Below are 16,151 nucleotides of genomic sequence, written 5' to 3' on the forward strand. Positions count from 1 at the left end.
TCAGTTGTAGATGATGTGGAAATAGAAGAAGCGGCCGTAGTCGTCGATCTCGGTTCGGAAACGCCCGTTCGGACCGGTGCTGTAGGTTGGCTGGGTGTTGAACAGGTTCTTGGCCTCGTACTTCAGCGTTACGTGCTTGCCGACCTTGTGGCTGAAAGCCATGTTGAACGTCATGTATGGGTCGTAGTACGAATCCAGCCATTCGGTGTCACCGAAGTCGACCAGCATCCGGCTGCGGTAGGTTCCGGACAGGCGCAGTTGCGAGCTCTTCCACGGCATGCGCCAGATCACTGACCCATTGAGCGACCAGTCCGGCTGGTACAGCAGGCGGTCCAGGCGCCGCTCGGTGCCATCGGTGATGCGGTAGTTGGTCTGGCCTTCCAGACGCGTCGCGTTGAAGTACATGTCGAAGCGCTGGCGGCCCCACTGCAGATTGCGATTGGCCACCGCGAACTCAACGCCACGCAGCTTCGACTCGTCGGTGTTCATCGGCTGGGTGACCCGGTAGCGGGTGTCCCCCACGTTCTCGAACGTGGTCAGGGTGTAGATATCGTCCTTGATCACCTTGTCGAACAGCGCCACCGAGACCAGGCCATTGTTGCCGTTGAAATACAGGTCCCACGCCAGGTCGACGTTGGTGGAACGGCGCGGCTGCAGGTTGGCATTGCCCTGCTTGATGGTGCAGAAGCCCCTGCCCTCCTCGTCATCGCCACAGCTGGTGCTGGTGGCCTGGGCGATGTTGCTCGGCGTCGGCCGGCCCAGCGTACGGCTGGCGGAGAAGCGCAGGCGCTGGTCCTCGCTCAGCTTGAACGTCGCATTCAACGAAGGCAGCAGGTTGTTGTAGCCACCGCTCGTGTTGCGGAAGGCGGAGGTATACGTACTGCCGCCATCATCGCTGAACGGGCTGTAGGCATTGAAGCGGGTGTGGTCGTAACGCAGGCCGCCGATCAGCAGCAGCCGGTCCCAGGCGTAGTGAGCGGACACATAGGCATTGGTGATGTCCTCCACGTACTTGTAGTCGCTGGTGAAGTTGGCATTCGGATACGCCGCATTGTTGTTGCCCAGCTTCGGCAGCAGTTCCTCGTTCCACTTGCGGTTGTCGATCAGCGGGAAGCCCGGCACGCTGCCCAGCAGCGTCGAACCCGGGTACAGGTAGTCGTTGAGCGTGGCACTGCTCTTGAAGTAGTCGAAGTCGATGTCCTGCCAGATCTTCAGGTGGCGGTACTCGGCGCCGGTGGCCAGGCCGAAGCCACGCGCGTCGGCGTCGATGTTGTAGCTGAAGTCCGCGCGCAGGTTGTCGATGCTCTCCTTGGCATCGCGCGGGGAGACATAGGCCTGCGCCGGATTGAGCTTGAACGCGGAGCTGGTCAGCAGGCTGGAATCAGAAACCGCTACCGCGTTTGGGAACCCGTGACTGTCATTCTCGTAGTCGACGAACAGATTGCTTGGATAGGCGCGCACGCCCCAGTAGACCTGGTTGTTGTGGAAGGTCTCTTCGGTGTGGCCACCACGCAGGGTCAGGCGCGAACGGTCGCCGACGTCCCAGTTGAAGCTGGCGATGGCGCCACGGTTGCTGCGGTCCCAGCGGTCGTGGCGGTTCTTGATGTAGATGCTGTTGATCTGGGTGGTACCGCTGTCCTCGGTCTGGTTGCGGATCGGAAACTTGGCGTTGCCGTACAGATCCGTCTTGTTCATCGTCGAGTTCTCGTAGAACCGGTACGAGTACAGCAGCAGCGATGCGTAGAACGGATCATCCGAGGGCTTCCACTCAAGCTTGGCGGAGCCACCGAAGTTGGTGATGAAGTTGGTATAGGTGCCGGTACTGAAGTTGCCAGGCGCACGCAGGCCGTTCCAACCCTTGGCGTCGTCCGGACCCGTGGTGCCGTCGGTGAGGTATTTTCCAGCGTCGTTGTAGTAGTAGTTCGACTCCACCCAGCGCTTGACGCTGTTGCGTGAACGCTGCTCATAGCGTGCCACCGCAACGATGCCGAATTCCTGGTCGGCGCCGAACTGGTTGGAGAACACCATCTTGGCACTCTTGCCGAAATGGCCCAGGGTCTCGTGGTTGCCGCCGGCACTGCGCTCGACGTTGGTCTCGGCTGTGGAATAGATGCCTGCCACATCGGCAAACACGTACCTGCCCGACCGGTCGAAGGCGCTGCGGCTGATGATGTCGATCACACCGCCGATCGCATCCGGTGCCTGCTCTGCGCTGAAGCTCTTGTAGATGTCGGTTCGGGTACCGATGTCGCTGGGAATCAGCTGCAGATTGTTCATGCGCTCCCCGGAGCCACTGCTCCCCACGCTGGCGATCGCGATGCCATCGATGGTGGTGTAGTTGAGGTTGGCCTGCACGCCGCGCACGGTCACATAGCGTGGTTCGCCGGCATCCTCCACTGCACTCAGGCCTGGAGCGGCCATCAGGCTCTCGGCCAAGGTCTCGTCGCCGTAGCTGTCCATCTCGTCGTAGACCACCGAATCCTTGATCACCGGCGACGACTTCTTCTGGTCGATGACCTCATGCGCGGCAATCACCTTCACCGTGCCCAGGGTCGGCGCCAGCACCGCCCCGGCCTCGCGCGGCATCGGCGCGGCTGGCTTCGGCGCATTGCGTGCGGGTGCCGGATCGATGGCGATGACATTGCCATCCACCACGGTGTAGCCAAGGCCGGTACCCGCCAGCAGTGCGTCCAACGCCTGCTTGACGGTGGCGCCCCGCGGCACAGCCCCGGCCATGTGCGCTTCACCGCTGCCCGAGTACAGGAACTGCACGCCGGAACTGCGCGACAGCTGCTCAAGCGCACGTGCCAGCGGTTGCGCCGCGATCGCCGCCGACACGCGGGCTTCAAGGCCATCGGCAGTGGCCGCGGCCGCGGCCGCCATTGGCACGCTGCAGGGAGACAGGGCGAGGATGATCGACAGGTAGAGCGTGTTGCGCATCACGGGTCCTTGGAAGAGAAAAGGCTGCGAGGTCGCCGCGTGACTTGGCAGCGGCTTCTCCCAAGTAAGAGCCCGCATCCACCGAAGTGGAGAACAGGGATTCGATGAATTTTTTCTGACAGTCCACGACCACACGGGCCTCAGCGACTGCCGACCCGCACTGTGTCGCCTTCGCGCCTCACCACGAAGCGTGGGTCGCGTTCAAGGAAGGCCTGCAGCGCACCGATGCGATGCGCATCAAGGCTGCCGGACAACCGCGCCGATGCTGCGCCTTCGTCCAGCACGCGCACCTGCACCTGGTTGTGCCGGTTGAAGGCAGCTGCCACCTCATCGAGCCGCTCATCGAGGAAGGAGACTTTGCGCTGCTGCCAGTCCAGCAGCATCGACAGCGGCATGTCCACTGGCTCGACGGCATGGCTTCGCGCGTCGACCTGCACCACCCGGCCCTGCTCCAGCTGGGCCAGGCGGCGGGCACCCGCGCCCTGGCTCCAGACCTCGACCTCGCCGGAGACCACGCCGATGCGGGTGCTCTGCAGCCGTCGCGATACATCGAATACAGTGCCGATATCCCGGATCTCCAGGCCGTTCACTTCCACCTCGAACGGACGGCGGTCGCGGGCGATGTCGAACGTGGCCTCCCCCTGCAGCAGCTCCACCCTTCGACTGAACCAGCTCATGCGTACCCGCAGTCGGCTGTCCGCGTTGAGCCGCACCTGGGTCTGGTCGGGCAGCACCAGGTCGCGGAGTTCACCATGCCCGGCACTGTAGAGCTGCTGGGTGGGCATCATCTGCGAAACCAGGCCCACGCCGAGCAGGGCAACACAGGCCGCGGCAGAGACCGTCCACCAGCGCACGCGACCGCGACGCAGCGCGGCGCGGGGCGGCGCGTGCGCACGACCGAACAGCGGCACCACCTTGGCGGCGACCTGCTGCGGTGGCACCAGCGCCGCATCAGCCAACGGCGATTGCAGCGCCTCGCCCACCTGCCGGTGCAACGCGAGCGCGCGCATGTAGGCGCGAACATGCTCGGGCGAGCGCTTCATCCAGTCGAGGAACGCGACACGCCCGGCCTTGTCCAGCCCCCCCTCGCGATTGCACAGGAACCAGTGCGCCGCCTCACGTTCGATCGCGTCGTCAGGCCTGCGTGATGGATACCGATTCATGTGAGCTCCCTGGCGCCCAGCGCCTTCCTGCAGGCCTCCAGCCCCTTGCCGATATGCTTGCGCACCATGTGCACCGACACCTGCAGCTGCTGGCTGATTCCCGGGCAGTCCAGCCCGTCGCGGTAATGCAGCTCCATCACCCGGCGCGTGGTCGCCGGCAACCGCGCGATGGTGCTGCGGATATCGTTCCAGCGCTGCGCACGCTCGAATTCGCCCTCGATGTCTTCTTCGCTTTTCAGCACTTCGGCCAGCAGATCGACGTCCTCGAGCGGCGGTAGCGACGACCGCGCTCGTGCATGTTCGCGCGCCAGGTTGGCCGCCACGGTGAACAGGTAGGCTTCCGGGTTCTCGACCGCGTCGGCATCCTCGCCGGTGCTGCGCAGCAGCCGCAGGTAGACCTCCTGCGCCAGGTCTTCGGCATCCTCGCTGGCCGAACCGCGACGCAGGAAGAAGCCACGCAGCAGCCGGCGCCGCAGTTCGTAGCTCTTCTCCCAGATCCTCACGCTGTTCACGGCCGGCCAACCACCCCGAGGCTGGAAAGCCCAGCAGGGTGACGGCCATTGATGACAGGGGCGTTGCAGCAGACGAACGCACCAGGCATTCCCCGCCCGGCACGTCGGCGCACGATACGGCGCGCTGCTCCAACTCTTGCTTGCCAGAAACCGAAGCCGGGCCCGCCTATCGAAGGCGCGAGGACGGGCCTACGCTTGTCTCCTCGGTGGCTGCCACGTCCGCCCTTCGCGTCACGGCATTGCCGTGGCGACCCCGCTCCAGTGCTGTGCGCCCTGATGGTGTTGTCGCCTAGGCAGACGTCCGAGCGGCGCCCTCCGGAGACAGTCATGAACCAATTTCTGATCCCCTTCGATACCGACCCGCTGGAAACGCGGGAGTGGCGTGAATCGCTGCAGGCGGTGATGCAGGCCGGTGGCCGGCCACGCGCGCACTACCTGATCGATCAGCTGAGCGGGCTGGACGCCCCGCAGCACGGCGACCTGCATACCTGCGCATGGACGGCCTACGTCAATACCATCCCGCCCGAACGCCAGCCGGCCTATCCGGGCGACCTGGCCGTCGAGCGCCGCCTGAACGCGATGATCCGCTGGAACGTGATGGTCATGGTGCTGCGTGCTGGATGCAGGACGCCATGGGCAGGTATGGCATCGACACCGGCAAGCGCGACCCGGCCCCGGTGTAAGGCGGCGGTGTTCACCACGCCCGTTGTGCGGGCGTGGTGAACGCAGGATCGCTACGGCATGCGTTTGAACAGGTTGGTCTGCAGGATCGGCGTCCCGTCGTGAGCGTAGAACGCCTTGGTCTCGGTCATCGTCGCCTGGTCATCGGCCACGGTGTAGATACGGGTGGAGGCCGGCGTACCGTGGTCCACCAGCTGCATCACCAGGGTGTTCGGCGCCGGCAGCTTCAGGTTGGCCTTGTCCGCGCCATAGGTACCGGACAAAGGGCCCGGCGTACCGTCCAGCGCCAGCGTGCCGTCGGACTTCATGGTATTGCCATCATGCAGGACGATATCCACGTGCGAACTCCAGCGCCCACCACCGGCGTCCTTGAACTCCAGCACCACCCGCTTCGGACGCTGCGCCTCGGGCAGTGCCGAGGTCGCGGTGTCCAGCGACCAACGCCCCAGCAGCGGCGACGGGGACGCTTCCACCGCCAGCGCCAACCCGGCCGGCAGCGAACACGCACACAACAACACAGCGGACAACAGCTTCATACGTTGCTCCGTTCCAGTGAAGAAGGTGCTGCGTGACGCGTTGTGGGGCGCAGCGCTTCGGATCGTGCACAGCATCGGGGCCCCGCACAAGGCAGGGCGCTGAACGCGCGGCAACCTCGTTCGCGCCTCCCGCGATTCAGGTCTGGCGGCAAGGCCTCATCACGTCCTTGTCGATACAGATCGTTACGTTATAACATTTCACGCCTATTTCACGAGTCCTGCTATGCGTCGCCACCTGCTTGCTGCCGCCATCCTGCTCGCTGTCCACACCGCCCACGCTGCGGACGCGCCTACCCTTCCCACCCTCCAGGTCCAGGCCTCCCCGCCCTCGCGCGTCGACAGCCGGGTCACCGTCGACAATCCACAGGCGCAGAACCGTACCCTCGGAAGCCTGCTCGAACATGTCTCCGGCGTGCAGAGCAGCGCCTTCGGGCCGAACGCGGGCGCCCCGGTCATCCGCAGCCTCAGCGGCAACCGCGTGCAGATCCTGCAGGATGGCCAGTCCATTCTCGGCATGAACGCGATCAGCGGCGACATCAACATTCCGTTCGATCCACTGTTCGTGCGCAGCGTCATCGTCAACAAGTCCTCCGATACCGTGCGCTATGGCGGCAATGCGATCGGCGGCAGCGTGGAGATCGATTCGGGCCTCATCCCGCGCAGCCTGGAAGACACGGAGCAGTCGATGGAGCTGGTCCTGCGCAAGGGCTTCAATGCCGCCGACGCGCAGGGCTTCCGCATGAACTTCAACAACCAGCGCAACCTCTCGACCAACCTGCAGGTCTCGCGCCAGCGCATCTCGCACTACGACATCCCGGGCAACAGCAAGGCCGACGTCTGCAACACCCGCCTGTTCCCGCCGACCGGCGGCGTCAACTCGGCGCTGGCCGACAGCTGCCAGAAAGAGGCGCGCGTCCAGCAGATCTACAACAAGGCCTCGCAGCCCTACATCGACCAGTTCATGAGCGAGAATCCGGACTGGGCCGATGGTGACTTCTCGTTCTACACCAACCATCCGACCTCGGTCTGGCAGCACCGCACCTACATCAATCCGGCCAACCCGGCCTACGTGCCCGGCACGCCGTCGTACGTGCAGAAGCAGATCAACAACGATGTCACGCCCGACTACCATCACCGGCTGGGCAACAGCTACGCACGCAACTCGCAGGTGGCCTTCGGCTCGACGCTGTTCTTCGACCGTGGCTACGTGGGTGTCAGCATCGATGCCAAGGACAGCGAATACGGCGTGCCGGGATTCTCGATGCAGAACCTGTCGTTCGGTTCGAACTATGCTGATGGCCTGCCGGTGGGCGTGGTGATCAAGCAGGAACGCTACGCGCTGGACGCCCTGCTGCGCGATCCGCTGCCGTGGTTCGAGCGCGCGGAGCTGCGAGTTTCCAGGCTGGACAACACGTCGGGCGAGCGCCTCGGTGCATCCAAGGCCAATGACTACGACTTCGAAAGCTCCCAGGCCGAGCTGCTTCTGAGCCATCAGCGCGTCGGTCCGCTCAGCGGCCTGCTCGGCTTCAGCCACCAGTCGCGCCAGGTCACCGGCAGCGGTTCACTGCGCTACCTGCCCGACGTCGACACCCGCAGCAACGCGGTGTTCCTGAAGGAGACGCTGGACTTCGGCTGGGCCAGTTTCGATGCAGGCGTGCGCCACGAGCGCGTTGACCATGACCTGCAACCAAGCCGCTTCAAGACAGCGCGCAATGCCGCCAACACGAAATTGCAGGACCGCGACTACCGGCTCAACAGCTACACCCTCGGATCGTATGTCGAGCTAGGCCCCTTGTTCGCCGCCAAGGTGCGCTACGCATCCTCGCAGCGCGCACCGGAGATCAACGAGCTGTATGCCAGCAACGCACACTATTCGGTGATGACCCAGGAAGAAGGCAACCAGAACCTCAAGCCTGAGCGCGCGAAGAACCTGGAGCTGACCGGCCTGTTCCACATCGGCGGTTTCGAGCTGTCGGCCACCGCTTACCGGATGAAGTACGAGAACTATCTCTACCTCGGCCATTCCGGCCTGCAGACCGCCAACCGTCTGCCGCTCAAGTACTGGAAGCAGACCGACACCACGGTGAAGGGTTTCGAGATCGACGCATCTCAGGTGCTGGACTTGGGCCGGTATGGCACGTTGAACATCTCTGCCTTCGCCGATCTGGTGAAGAACAAGGCCGACCACCCCGATCCGCTGCGCGCCCACAACGATGGCGAGTACCTCCCGAACATGCCGACCAACCGCTACGGTGCCAACCTGCAATGGCAGCGCGAAGGTTGGAAGGCGCAGCTGTCGAGCACCTACTACGACACGCAGAAGTACCTCGGCCGCAACGTCAGCGGGGAAATCCCGCTGGACGCGTTCAACCTGGTTGATCTGCAGGTCAGCCGCGAACTGCCGGTGCGCAGCAGCTACATCGCCGGCATGGAAGTGTTCGTCAACGGCAGCAACCTGCTCAATGAGGAAGCGCGTCCACACAACTCGCCGCTGAAGTACATCGCGCCGCTGCCGGGGCGGGGCTTCCAGGTGGGTGTGACGCTAAAGCTCTGAGGAGAGCCTGATTCGGTCGCCATCAGCGATCTATGATCGCTGGATGGCACGCCGGGACCCTGCATCCGCGCAAAGAAAAACGCCTGCAGATCGAGGATCTGCAGGCGCTTCTTTGTATCTGGCGGAGTGAGAGGGATTCGAACCCTCGATAGAGCTTTTGACCCTATACTCCCTTAGCAGGGGAGCCCCTTCGGCCACTCGGGCATCACTCCGGGGTTTTCTCCGCGTCTGGTGCGTCGCACCTCAGCGGGGCGTGAATCATAACGTTAATCGAGTGCGAAGGTAAAGCGTTATTCGGCAGAATTTTCGCTACCGGTGCCACCGGCTTCATCACCACGCTGGATGCGCTGATAGATCTCTTCGCGATGCACAGCGACGTCCTTCGGCGCGGTGATGCCGATACGCACCTGGTTACCCTTGACGCCAAGCACGGTGACGCTCACCGAGTCTCCGATCATCAGGGTTTCGCCGACGCGGCGAGTCAGGATCAACATTTTTGTAAGTCTCCATGGAACCGTGTGGAAGGGTATCCCCCACCGGCTTGACGCTCCGTCAAGAAGCGCTACCACGACAAAGGGAAAAGATTCGCAATGGTACCGTCAGCCGTCCCGCTCCTACAAGGAGGGGGACGGCCAGGTTCATCACAGGCGGGGGCTGACCCATTCGACGACTGCAGCCAGCGCAGTGGCAAGGGCGGGCCCGTCCTCGCCACCACCCTGGGCGAGGTCCGGGCGTCCGCCGCCCTTGCCCCCGATCTGACCGGCGATATGGGACAACAGTTCCCCGGCCTTGACCTTGCCCATTGCGCTGCCGTTCACGCCTGCGACCAGGGCCGCCTTGCCGTCCTGGGCGCCGGCCAGCACGATCACCGCGTCGCCCAGCTGCTGCTTGAGGCGATCCATGGCGTCACGCAGGGCCTTGGCGTCGAAGCCCTCCAGGCGGGCAGCCAGCACCTTCACGCCAGCGACCTCGACGGCCTGGCCGGACAGGTCGGCCGTGGCACCCGCAGCAACCTTGGCCTTCACGGCCTCCAGTTCGCGCTCCAGCTGCTTCTGGCGCTGGCCGAGGGCACGGATCTTCTCGACCACGTCGGCGGCGCTGCCGCCGAGCAGCTCAGCGGCCTCGGCCAGGCGGGCCTCTTCGGCGTCCACGTAGTCCAGCGCGCCCTGGCCGGTGACGGCCTCAATGCGGCGCACGCCCGCGGAGACGCCGCCCTCGGAGGTGATCTTGAACAGGCCGATGTCGCCGGTACGGTTGACGTGGGTACCACCGCACAGCTCGGTGGAGTAGTCACCCATCTTCAGCACGCGCACGTGCTCGCCGTACTTCTCGCCGAACAGGGCCATCGCGCCGAAGTCCAGCGCTTCCTGCATGCCCATGGTGTGCACTTCGGCGGCGTTGTTGGCGCGCACCTGCTGGTTGACCTTGCGCTCGATCACCGCCAGTTCGTCGGCACTGATCGGCTGGAAGTGCGAGAAGTCGAAACGCAGGCGGTCCGGGGCGACCAGCGAGCCCTTCTGCTGCACGTGGGTGCCCAGCACTTCGCGCAGGGCGGCGTGCAGCAGGTGGGTGGCCGAATGGTTGAGGATGGTGGCGCCGCGGCGCTCGCCATCAACCTGGCCGGAGAGCACGTCGCCGACCTTCAGGCCGCCGCCGGACAGGGTGCCGACATGGCCATGGAACTGGCTGGCGAACTTCTGGGTGTCTTCCACCACCAGGCGCACGCCGTTGCCGGTCAGCACGCCGGTGTCGCCGACCTGGCCGCCGGACTCTGCGTAGAACGGGGTCTGGTTGGTGATGACGATGACTGCGTCACCCGCATCGGCCGACTGCACCGGACGACCGTCCTTGAGCAGGGCCAGCACGCCCAGGCCGTCGGCCTGCAGGCGGTCGTAGCCCACGAACTGGGTCGGGCTGAGGGTCGCCACCAGCTCGGCTGGCAGGGTCACGCCGCCACCGAACTTGCCGGCCGCGCGCGCGGTCTCGCGCTGCTGCTCCATCGCGGCATCGAAGCCGGCGATGTCGACGGTCAGGTCGCGCTCGCGGGCGATGTCCTGGGTCAGGTCGAGCGGGAAGCCATAGGTGTCATACAGGCGGAAGGCGTCAACGCCCGGGATCACGCCATTGCTGGCCTTGCCGGCCACGTCTTCGAAGATCTTCATGCCGGCATCGAGGGTTTCGGCGAAACGCTCTTCCTCGGCCTGCAGCGCACGGGTGACCGTGTCCACCGCCGCCGGCAGTTCCGGATAGGCCTCGCCCATCTGCTCGACCAGCGTCGGCACCAGCTTGCTGAAGAACGGCTGGCGCACGCCCAGCATCCAGCCGTGGCGCAGGGCGCGGCGGATGATACGGCGCAGCACGTAACCCCGGCCTTCGTTGGACGGCAGCACGCCGTCGACGATCAGGAACGAGCAGGCGCGGATGTGGTCGGCAATCACGCGCAGCGACTTGTTCTCCAGGTCGGCGGTGCCGGTCAGCTCGGAGGCCTTGCGGATCAGCGCCTGGAACAGGTCGATCTCGTAGTTGGTGTGCACGTGCTGCAGGATCGCAGCCAGGCGCTCCAGGCCCATGCCGGTATCCACGCACGGCGCCGGCAGCGGCACCAGGGTGCCGTCGGGCTGGCGGTCGAACTGCATGAACACCAGGTTCCAGATTTCGATGAAGCGGTCGCCGTCTTCATCCGGCGAACCCGGGGGGCCGCCTGCGATATGGTCGCCGTGGTCGTAGAAGATCTCGGTGCACGGACCACACGGACCGGTGTCGGCCATCTGCCAGAAGTTGTCCGAAGCGAACGGCGCACCCTTGTTATCGCCGATGCGCACGATGCGCTCTTCCGGCACGCCGACCATGTCGCGCCACAGCTCGTAGGCTTCGTCATCGGTCTGGTAGACGGTGACCAGCAGGCGTTCGGCCGGCAACTTCCAGACCTGGGTCAGCAGTTCCCAGGCCCAGGCGATCGCGTCCTTCTTGAAGTAGTCGCCGAACGACCAGTTGCCCAGCATTTCGAAGAAGGTGTGGTGGCGTGCGGTGTAGCCGACCTGGTCGAGATCGTTGTGCTTGCCGCCCGCGCGCAGGCAGCGCTGCACGTCGGCCGCGCGCACGTAGCTACGCTTCTCCGCGCCGAGGAACACGTCCTTGAACTGCACCATGCCGGAGTTGGTGAACAGCAGGGTCGGATCATTGCCCGGCACCAGCGGCGCCGAGGGCACGATGGTGTGGCCTTTGCCCTTGAAGAATTCAAGGAAGTCGCTGCGGATCTGGGATGTCGTGAATTTGGCGGATGCGTTCATTGGGGGCTGGCAGTCTGCGGGCCGGCGGACCCGGACCACCGGCCGTGTTGGCCAGAGTCGCGAGGGACCGCCGAAAACCTAAAGGGTATCAGGCCCGGCGCCGCCAGTCTCAGTCATCCGGGTCGTAGCGGGTCGCACGGCCGATGCTGTCGCCGTCGAAGCCCCGTCGGGCCAGCAGATCGGCGGCCTTGCGCCGCTGCGTCAGGTCCTGCGGACCGGCCTCGCCAAAGCGTCGGCGGACCAGATCACGGGCGTTCTCCTGCCAGTCGCCTTCGTAGCTGTCCATCGCTGCAGCAATCGCGGCACTGTCCAGGCCGTGGGTCCCCAGCTCGGCGCGGACATGGATCGGCCCATAACCGGCGTTGGCGCGCATCCTCACCAGGTTCTCGGCAAAACGGGTGTCGTCCTGCCAGCCCGCCTCGGTCAGCTTGGCGACAGCGGCCTGCGCGGCTTCGTCTTCGATGCCACGGGCGGTCAGCTTGCGGGTGAGTTCCTTGCGCGAGTGCTCGCGGCGGACCAGCAGGCCCAGCGCCCGTTGGACGGGAGTCTGCTCACGCTGCCGGCGCTTGCGGCCGGTGGGAATGTCTTCGGCGTCGGACATCGGTGCTCCAAGGGTGGCGCCGTCCTTGGCGCCCTGCCCATCCCTGGGCGATTCGAACCTGCGGGACAGGGCGACGTCACTGACGGCGCCGCCCTGCCCCACAGCAAGCCTTACTCGTCGTCGCCTTCGTCGTCGCCTTCCTCGCGGGCCGCTTCGGCCGGCTGGAATTTCTCACGCAGCTCGGCCTCGAGCTTGGCGGCGACGGTCGGGTTGTCGCGCAGGTAGCCGCGGGCATTGTCCTTGCCCTGGCCAATGCGCTCTTCACCGTAGCTGTACCAGGCGCCGGCCTTCTCGACCAGCTTGGCATCCACGCCCATGTCGATCAGCTCGCCCTCGCGGCTGATGCCTTCGCCGTACAGGATCTCGGTGATGACCTGCTTGAACGGAGGCGCCAGCTTGTTCTTGACGACCTTGATCTTGGTCTGGTTGCCGATGATCTCATCGCCCTTCTTGATCGCACCGATACGGCGGATGTCCAGGCGGACCGAGGCATAGAACTTCAGCGCGTTGCCACCGGTGGTGGTTTCCGGGCTCTGGCCCGGCATCATCACGCCGATCTTCATGCGCAGCTGGTTGATGAAGATCACCAGGGTGTTCGAACGCTTGATGTTGCCGGTCAGCTTGCGCAGCGCCTGGCTCATCAGGCGGGCCTGCAGGCCCGGCAGCTGGTCACCCATTTCGCCTTCGATTTCGGCCTTCGGGGTCAGCGCGGCGACCGAGTCGACCACCAGGATGTCGACCGAGCCCGAACGGACCAGCATGTCGGCGATTTCCAGCGCCTGCTCACCGGTGTCCGGCTGCGACAGCAGCAGGTCGTCCACGTTAACGCCCAGCTTCGCGGCGTAGATCGGGTCAAGCGCGTGCTCGGCGTCGATGAAAGCTGCGGTACCGCCCATCTTCTGGCATTCGGCGATGGCCTGCAGGGTCAGGGTGGTCTTGCCCGAGGATTCCGGCCCGTAGATCTCAACGACACGGCCCTTCGGCAGACCGCCAATGCCCAGTGCGATGTCGAGCATCAGCGAACCGGTCGGGATGGCTTCGACGGGCTCGACCACGCGGTCGCCCATGCGCATCACCGAGCCCTTGCCGAACTGCTTCTCGATCTGGCCCAGAGCAGCAGCCAAGGCCCGCTTCTTGTTCTCGTCCATCGTATTGGTCCTTGCAGAGGTCATGTCGTTGGGGGTGCTGTCTTTGGGGGTCTTCTTTGCCATGGGTTCACTTTAAGTCGGACGTATCGCACAGGCTGAGATTCTGCCCGGCGCTCTTAAAAGAATTATCGGACATCCGTACCAACCTCAGTGGAACCAGAGAATCGCCACAAAAGACCGCGGGGTAATGCACTATGGAGCGGGTCAACGATTGGGCCGAAGCAGGCCGCAATAGAGGCCTTCGATCGCAAAATCCTGGTCCGGCAGCACCTCGATCGGCTTGTAATCGGGATTGCGCGGCAGCAGGCGGATGCGGTCCTTGGCGATCTTCAGCAGCTTGACGGTGATCTCGTCATCGATGCGGGCCACCACGATCTGCCCAGAACGGGCGTCGCGGGTACGGTGCACGCCGATCAGGTCACCGTCGAAGATGCCCTCGTCGATCATCGAGTCGCCCTGCACTTTCAGCAGGTAGTCCGGCGCTGGCGAGAAGAACACCCGGTCCAGCACCACGAAATCGTCGGAGCCGATGTCGGCACCGATCGGCAGGCCGGCAGCGACCCGGCCCAGCACCGGCAAGCGCAGCACGCTGTCCGGAAGGCCCGGCTCGGCGAGCTTTTCGACCGGCGGTGCCTGCACCAGACGGATGCCGCGAGCCTGGCCCGGGATGCGACGGATCGCACCGGCCTGCTCCAGGGCTTCCAGGTGGTACTGGGCCGCGCGCACGCCCTTGAAGCCGAACGCACGTGCGATTTCAGTCTGCGACGGCGGTGCGCCTTCGCTCTCGATACGCTCGGCGATCAACTGCAGGATCGCCTGCTGGGTGTCGGTCAGGTCCATGATTAGTAGTATTACTACTAATGCGCACAACTGCAAGTGCCGGGTCTGTAGTGCCGCGCCATGCTCGGCAGTTGGGCCAATGGCCGGGCGGCAAAGGCAAAAAGCAGCCGACCAGCGATTGGCCCTACCGGAATCGCGCAGCGATTCCGCGGTTCCAGTGGGGAACCGCTGCGGCAAGCACACTAGGTATGCTTGCCGCTCCTCCATATCGAGTACAGGATCCACACGCCACAGAAGCCGGCGCCGATGAACCCGCACACCCCCAGCGCCAGCAGCCAGCGACTGGAGACCCCGCCAACGCTGTGCATGACGATCGAGGACCCGATGATCAGCGCGGCGGTGACGATACCCATCACCAGCCGGTTCGCTGCCCGATTCACCTGTTCGCCGAAGCCCTGCAGCGCGGTGGTTTCCACCTTCAGCTGGAGGCGGCCGCGGCGTGCGGCCTGGACCAGCTTGCGCAGGTCGCGCGGCAATTCCCCGGCGAAGTCGACCAGGCCCAGCAGGCTGCGTCGGCCACGCTTGAGCAGCGCATTGGGCGCATAGCGCTGCAGCACCACCCGTTCAAGGAACGGGCGCGCGGCACTGGCCATGTCGAAATCCGGGTCCAGCTGGCGGCCCATGCCTTCCAGGGTCAGGAAGGCCTTGATCATCAGCGCCAGATCGGCCGGCAGGGTCAGGCTGTAGCTGCGCAGCAGCTGGGTGATATCGCCCAGCATCAGGCCGATGCGCAGGTCCTTCAGCGGCACGCCGCGATACTGGTCAACGAACTGGCTGATGTCGTGCTGCAGGCGGTTCTCGTCAACTTCCACGCCGCCGGCCCAGTCCAGCAGCACATCGGCCACGCCCTGCGGATCCTGCTCGACCAGCCCGTGCAGCAGCTGCGCGACCTGGAAGCGGCGCACTTCGGACAACGCGCCGACCATGCCGAAGTCAATCACGCCGATGCGGCCGTCACGCAGGTAGAGGATGTTGCCGGGGTGCGGGTCGGCGTGGAAGCAGCCGTCCTCCAGCACCATCTTGAGCACGATGCCGGCACCGCGCCGAGCCAGTTCGCGGCGATCCAGGCCCGCCGCATCGACGCCGGCCAGGTCACGCCCGGGAATGCCATTGACGAAGTCCTGGACGTTCAGGCTTTCGCAGGTCCACTGCCAGTGCACCCCGGGGATCAGGATGTCGTCACGGCCGTAGAAGTTGCGCGCGATGCGTTCGGCGTTGCGGCATTCGGCGGCGAAATCCAGCTCGCGTCGCAGCGACACGGTGAACTGCTGCACGACCTCGGCCGGACGATAGCGGCGCAGGTCCGGCAGCCGCGCCTCGACGATTTCGGCCAGGCGCGCCAGCAACCGCAGGTCGGCTTCAACCACGTCACGGATGCCGGGGCGGCGCACCTTCAGTACTACTTCGCGGCCGTCGTGCAGCCGTGCACGATGGGCCTGCGCCAGCGATGCGGCGGCCATCGGGATTTCATCGAGGAAGGCGAACACGTCTGCAGGCGAGGCACCCAGGTCGGCCTCCAGCTGCTCGCGGATATCGGCATACGGCAGCGCGGGTACCGCGTTCTGCAGCTCGGACAGTTCAGCGATCCATTCCGGCGGCAGCAGGTCGACGCGCGTCGCCAGCACCTGCCCGAGCTTGACGAAGGTCGGGCCGAGATCCTGCATCGCGCTGCGTACGCGCACCGGCGCGGTCATCCGCAGCAGTTCCTGGCGATCCTCGTTCCAGTGCAACAGGCGCCCTGCGCGCTCCAGCGTGGTGGCCAGGCCGATGCGCCGCACCACGTCACCGAAGCCATAGCGGATCAGGACGACCGCAATTTCCTGCAGTCGGCCCAGGTCACGGACCGTGCCCAGCGTTTCCCACATCATGCGTGCTCCGGACGATTA

Annotated in this window: 11 protein-coding genes, 1 tRNA gene and 1 pseudogene; 2 read left to right on the top strand and 11 right to left on the bottom strand. The window is 65.1% G+C overall.

Annotated elements, in window-relative coordinates; translation table 11 throughout:
- From WDC87_RS06870 to WDC87_RS06880, 3 genes are all read right to left on the bottom strand, one after another.
- Nucleotides 1-2,940, bottom strand: a complete 2,940-nt coding sequence (locus WDC87_RS06870; protein WP_252744322.1) for a TonB-dependent receptor — start codon at nt 2,938-2,940, stop codon at nt 1-3.
- Between the two features lie 140 nt (nt 2,941-3,080).
- A complete protein-coding gene (locus WDC87_RS06875; RefSeq protein ID WP_188241241.1) occupies nt 3,081-4,103 on the bottom strand; it encodes a FecR domain-containing protein in 1,023 nt (340 codons plus the stop codon).
- A complete protein-coding gene (locus WDC87_RS06880) occupies nt 4,100-4,615 on the bottom strand; it encodes a sigma-70 family RNA polymerase sigma factor (RefSeq protein WP_072166673.1) in 516 nt (171 codons plus the stop codon). The genes WDC87_RS06875 and WDC87_RS06880 overlap by 4 nt, the downstream gene beginning before the upstream one ends.
- A gap of 327 nt (nt 4,616-4,942) precedes the next feature.
- On the opposite strand from WDC87_RS06880, the pseudogene aceE reads away from it, so the two are divergent.
- Nucleotides 4,943-5,236: pseudogene (aceE, locus tag WDC87_RS06885) on the top strand (pyruvate dehydrogenase (acetyl-transferring), homodimeric type); the annotation flags it as partial.
- Nucleotides 5,237-5,349: 113 nt separating this feature from the next.
- On the opposite strand, the gene WDC87_RS06890 reads toward aceE, so the two are convergent.
- Entirely contained in the window at nt 5,350-5,832 is a 483-nt protein-coding gene (locus WDC87_RS06890) for a hypothetical protein (RefSeq protein WP_061480151.1), read from the bottom strand.
- Between the two features lie 223 nt (nt 5,833-6,055).
- Here WDC87_RS06890 and WDC87_RS06895 point away from each other — a divergent pair, with 223 nt between their 5' ends.
- On the top strand, nt 6,056-8,386 hold the full coding sequence (locus WDC87_RS06895; protein WP_072166677.1) for a TonB-dependent receptor: 2,331 nt from the start codon (nt 6,056-6,058) through the stop codon (nt 8,384-8,386).
- A 119-nt stretch (nt 8,387-8,505) separates the two neighbouring features.
- On the opposite strand, the gene WDC87_RS06900 is transcribed toward WDC87_RS06895, so the two are convergent.
- From WDC87_RS06900 to ubiB, 7 genes are all read right to left on the bottom strand, one after another.
- Nucleotides 8,506-8,598: transfer RNA gene (locus WDC87_RS06900), tRNA-Ser, on the bottom strand.
- A gap of 78 nt (nt 8,599-8,676) precedes the next feature.
- A complete protein-coding gene (csrA, locus tag WDC87_RS06905; RefSeq protein WP_004152909.1) occupies nt 8,677-8,880 on the bottom strand; it encodes a carbon storage regulator CsrA in 204 nt (67 codons plus the stop codon).
- A gap of 147 nt (nt 8,881-9,027) precedes the next feature.
- Nucleotides 9,028-11,676, bottom strand: coding sequence for an alanine--tRNA ligase (alaS, locus tag WDC87_RS06910; protein ID WP_252744321.1), 2,649 nt, complete (start codon nt 11,674-11,676; stop codon nt 9,028-9,030).
- Between the two features lie 109 nt (nt 11,677-11,785).
- Nucleotides 11,786-12,277 carry a recombination regulator RecX gene (gene recX / locus WDC87_RS06915; protein WP_227837854.1) on the bottom strand — a complete coding sequence of 164 codons (492 nt, stop codon included), beginning with the start codon at nt 12,275-12,277 and terminating at the stop codon, nt 11,786-11,788.
- Between the two features lie 110 nt (nt 12,278-12,387).
- Entirely contained in the window at nt 12,388-13,425 is a 1,038-nt protein-coding gene (gene recA / locus WDC87_RS06920; RefSeq protein ID WP_005416046.1) for a recombinase RecA, read from the bottom strand.
- A 204-nt stretch (nt 13,426-13,629) separates the two neighbouring features.
- The gene (gene lexA / locus WDC87_RS06925; RefSeq protein ID WP_005416045.1) at nt 13,630-14,265 is read right to left on the bottom strand and encodes a transcriptional repressor LexA; all 636 of its coding nucleotides are present in this window, start codon (nt 14,263-14,265) and stop codon (nt 13,630-13,632) included.
- A gap of 182 nt (nt 14,266-14,447) precedes the next feature.
- A complete protein-coding gene (ubiB, locus tag WDC87_RS06930; RefSeq protein WP_301655230.1) occupies nt 14,448-16,130 on the bottom strand; it encodes a 2-polyprenylphenol 6-hydroxylase in 1,683 nt (560 codons plus the stop codon).
- Nucleotides 16,131-16,151 lie beyond the last annotated feature (21 nt).

This window comes from Stenotrophomonas maltophilia group sp. Smal12 (assembly GCF_037079935.1).
GTDB classification, from domain to species: domain Bacteria; phylum Pseudomonadota; class Gammaproteobacteria; order Xanthomonadales; family Xanthomonadaceae; genus Stenotrophomonas; species Stenotrophomonas sepilia.

What these genes read in the sequence shown, in the direction of transcription:
- WDC87_RS06870 (WP_252744322.1), bottom strand. Translation starts at nt 2,940, where the DNA reads ATGCGCAACACGCTCTACCTGTCGATCATCCTCGCCCTGTCTCCCTGC.
- WDC87_RS06875 (WP_188241241.1), bottom strand. Translation starts at nt 4,103, where the DNA reads ATGAATCGGTATCCATCACGCAGGCCTGACGACGCGATCGAACGTGAG.
- WDC87_RS06890 (WP_061480151.1), bottom strand. Translation starts at nt 5,832, where the DNA reads ATGAAGCTGTTGTCCGCTGTGTTGTTGTGTGCGTGTTCGCTGCCGGCC.
- WDC87_RS06895 (WP_072166677.1), top strand. Translation starts at nt 6,056, where the DNA reads ATGCGTCGCCACCTGCTTGCTGCCGCCATCCTGCTCGCTGTCCACACC.
- csrA (WP_004152909.1), bottom strand. Translation starts at nt 8,880, where the DNA reads ATGTTGATCCTGACTCGCCGCGTCGGCGAAACCCTGATGATCGGAGAC.
- alaS (WP_252744321.1), bottom strand. Translation starts at nt 11,676, where the DNA reads ATGAACGCATCCGCCAAATTCACGACATCCCAGATCCGCAGCGACTTC.
- recX (WP_227837854.1), bottom strand. Translation starts at nt 12,277, where the DNA reads ATGTCCGACGCCGAAGACATTCCCACCGGCCGCAAGCGCCGGCAGCGT.
- recA (WP_005416046.1), bottom strand. Translation starts at nt 13,425, where the DNA reads ATGGACGAGAACAAGAAGCGGGCCTTGGCTGCTGCTCTGGGCCAGATC.
- lexA (WP_005416045.1), bottom strand. Translation starts at nt 14,265, where the DNA reads ATGGACCTGACCGACACCCAGCAGGCGATCCTGCAGTTGATCGCCGAG.
- ubiB (WP_301655230.1), bottom strand. Translation starts at nt 16,130, where the DNA reads ATGTGGGAAACGCTGGGCACGGTCCGTGACCTGGGCCGACTGCAGGAA.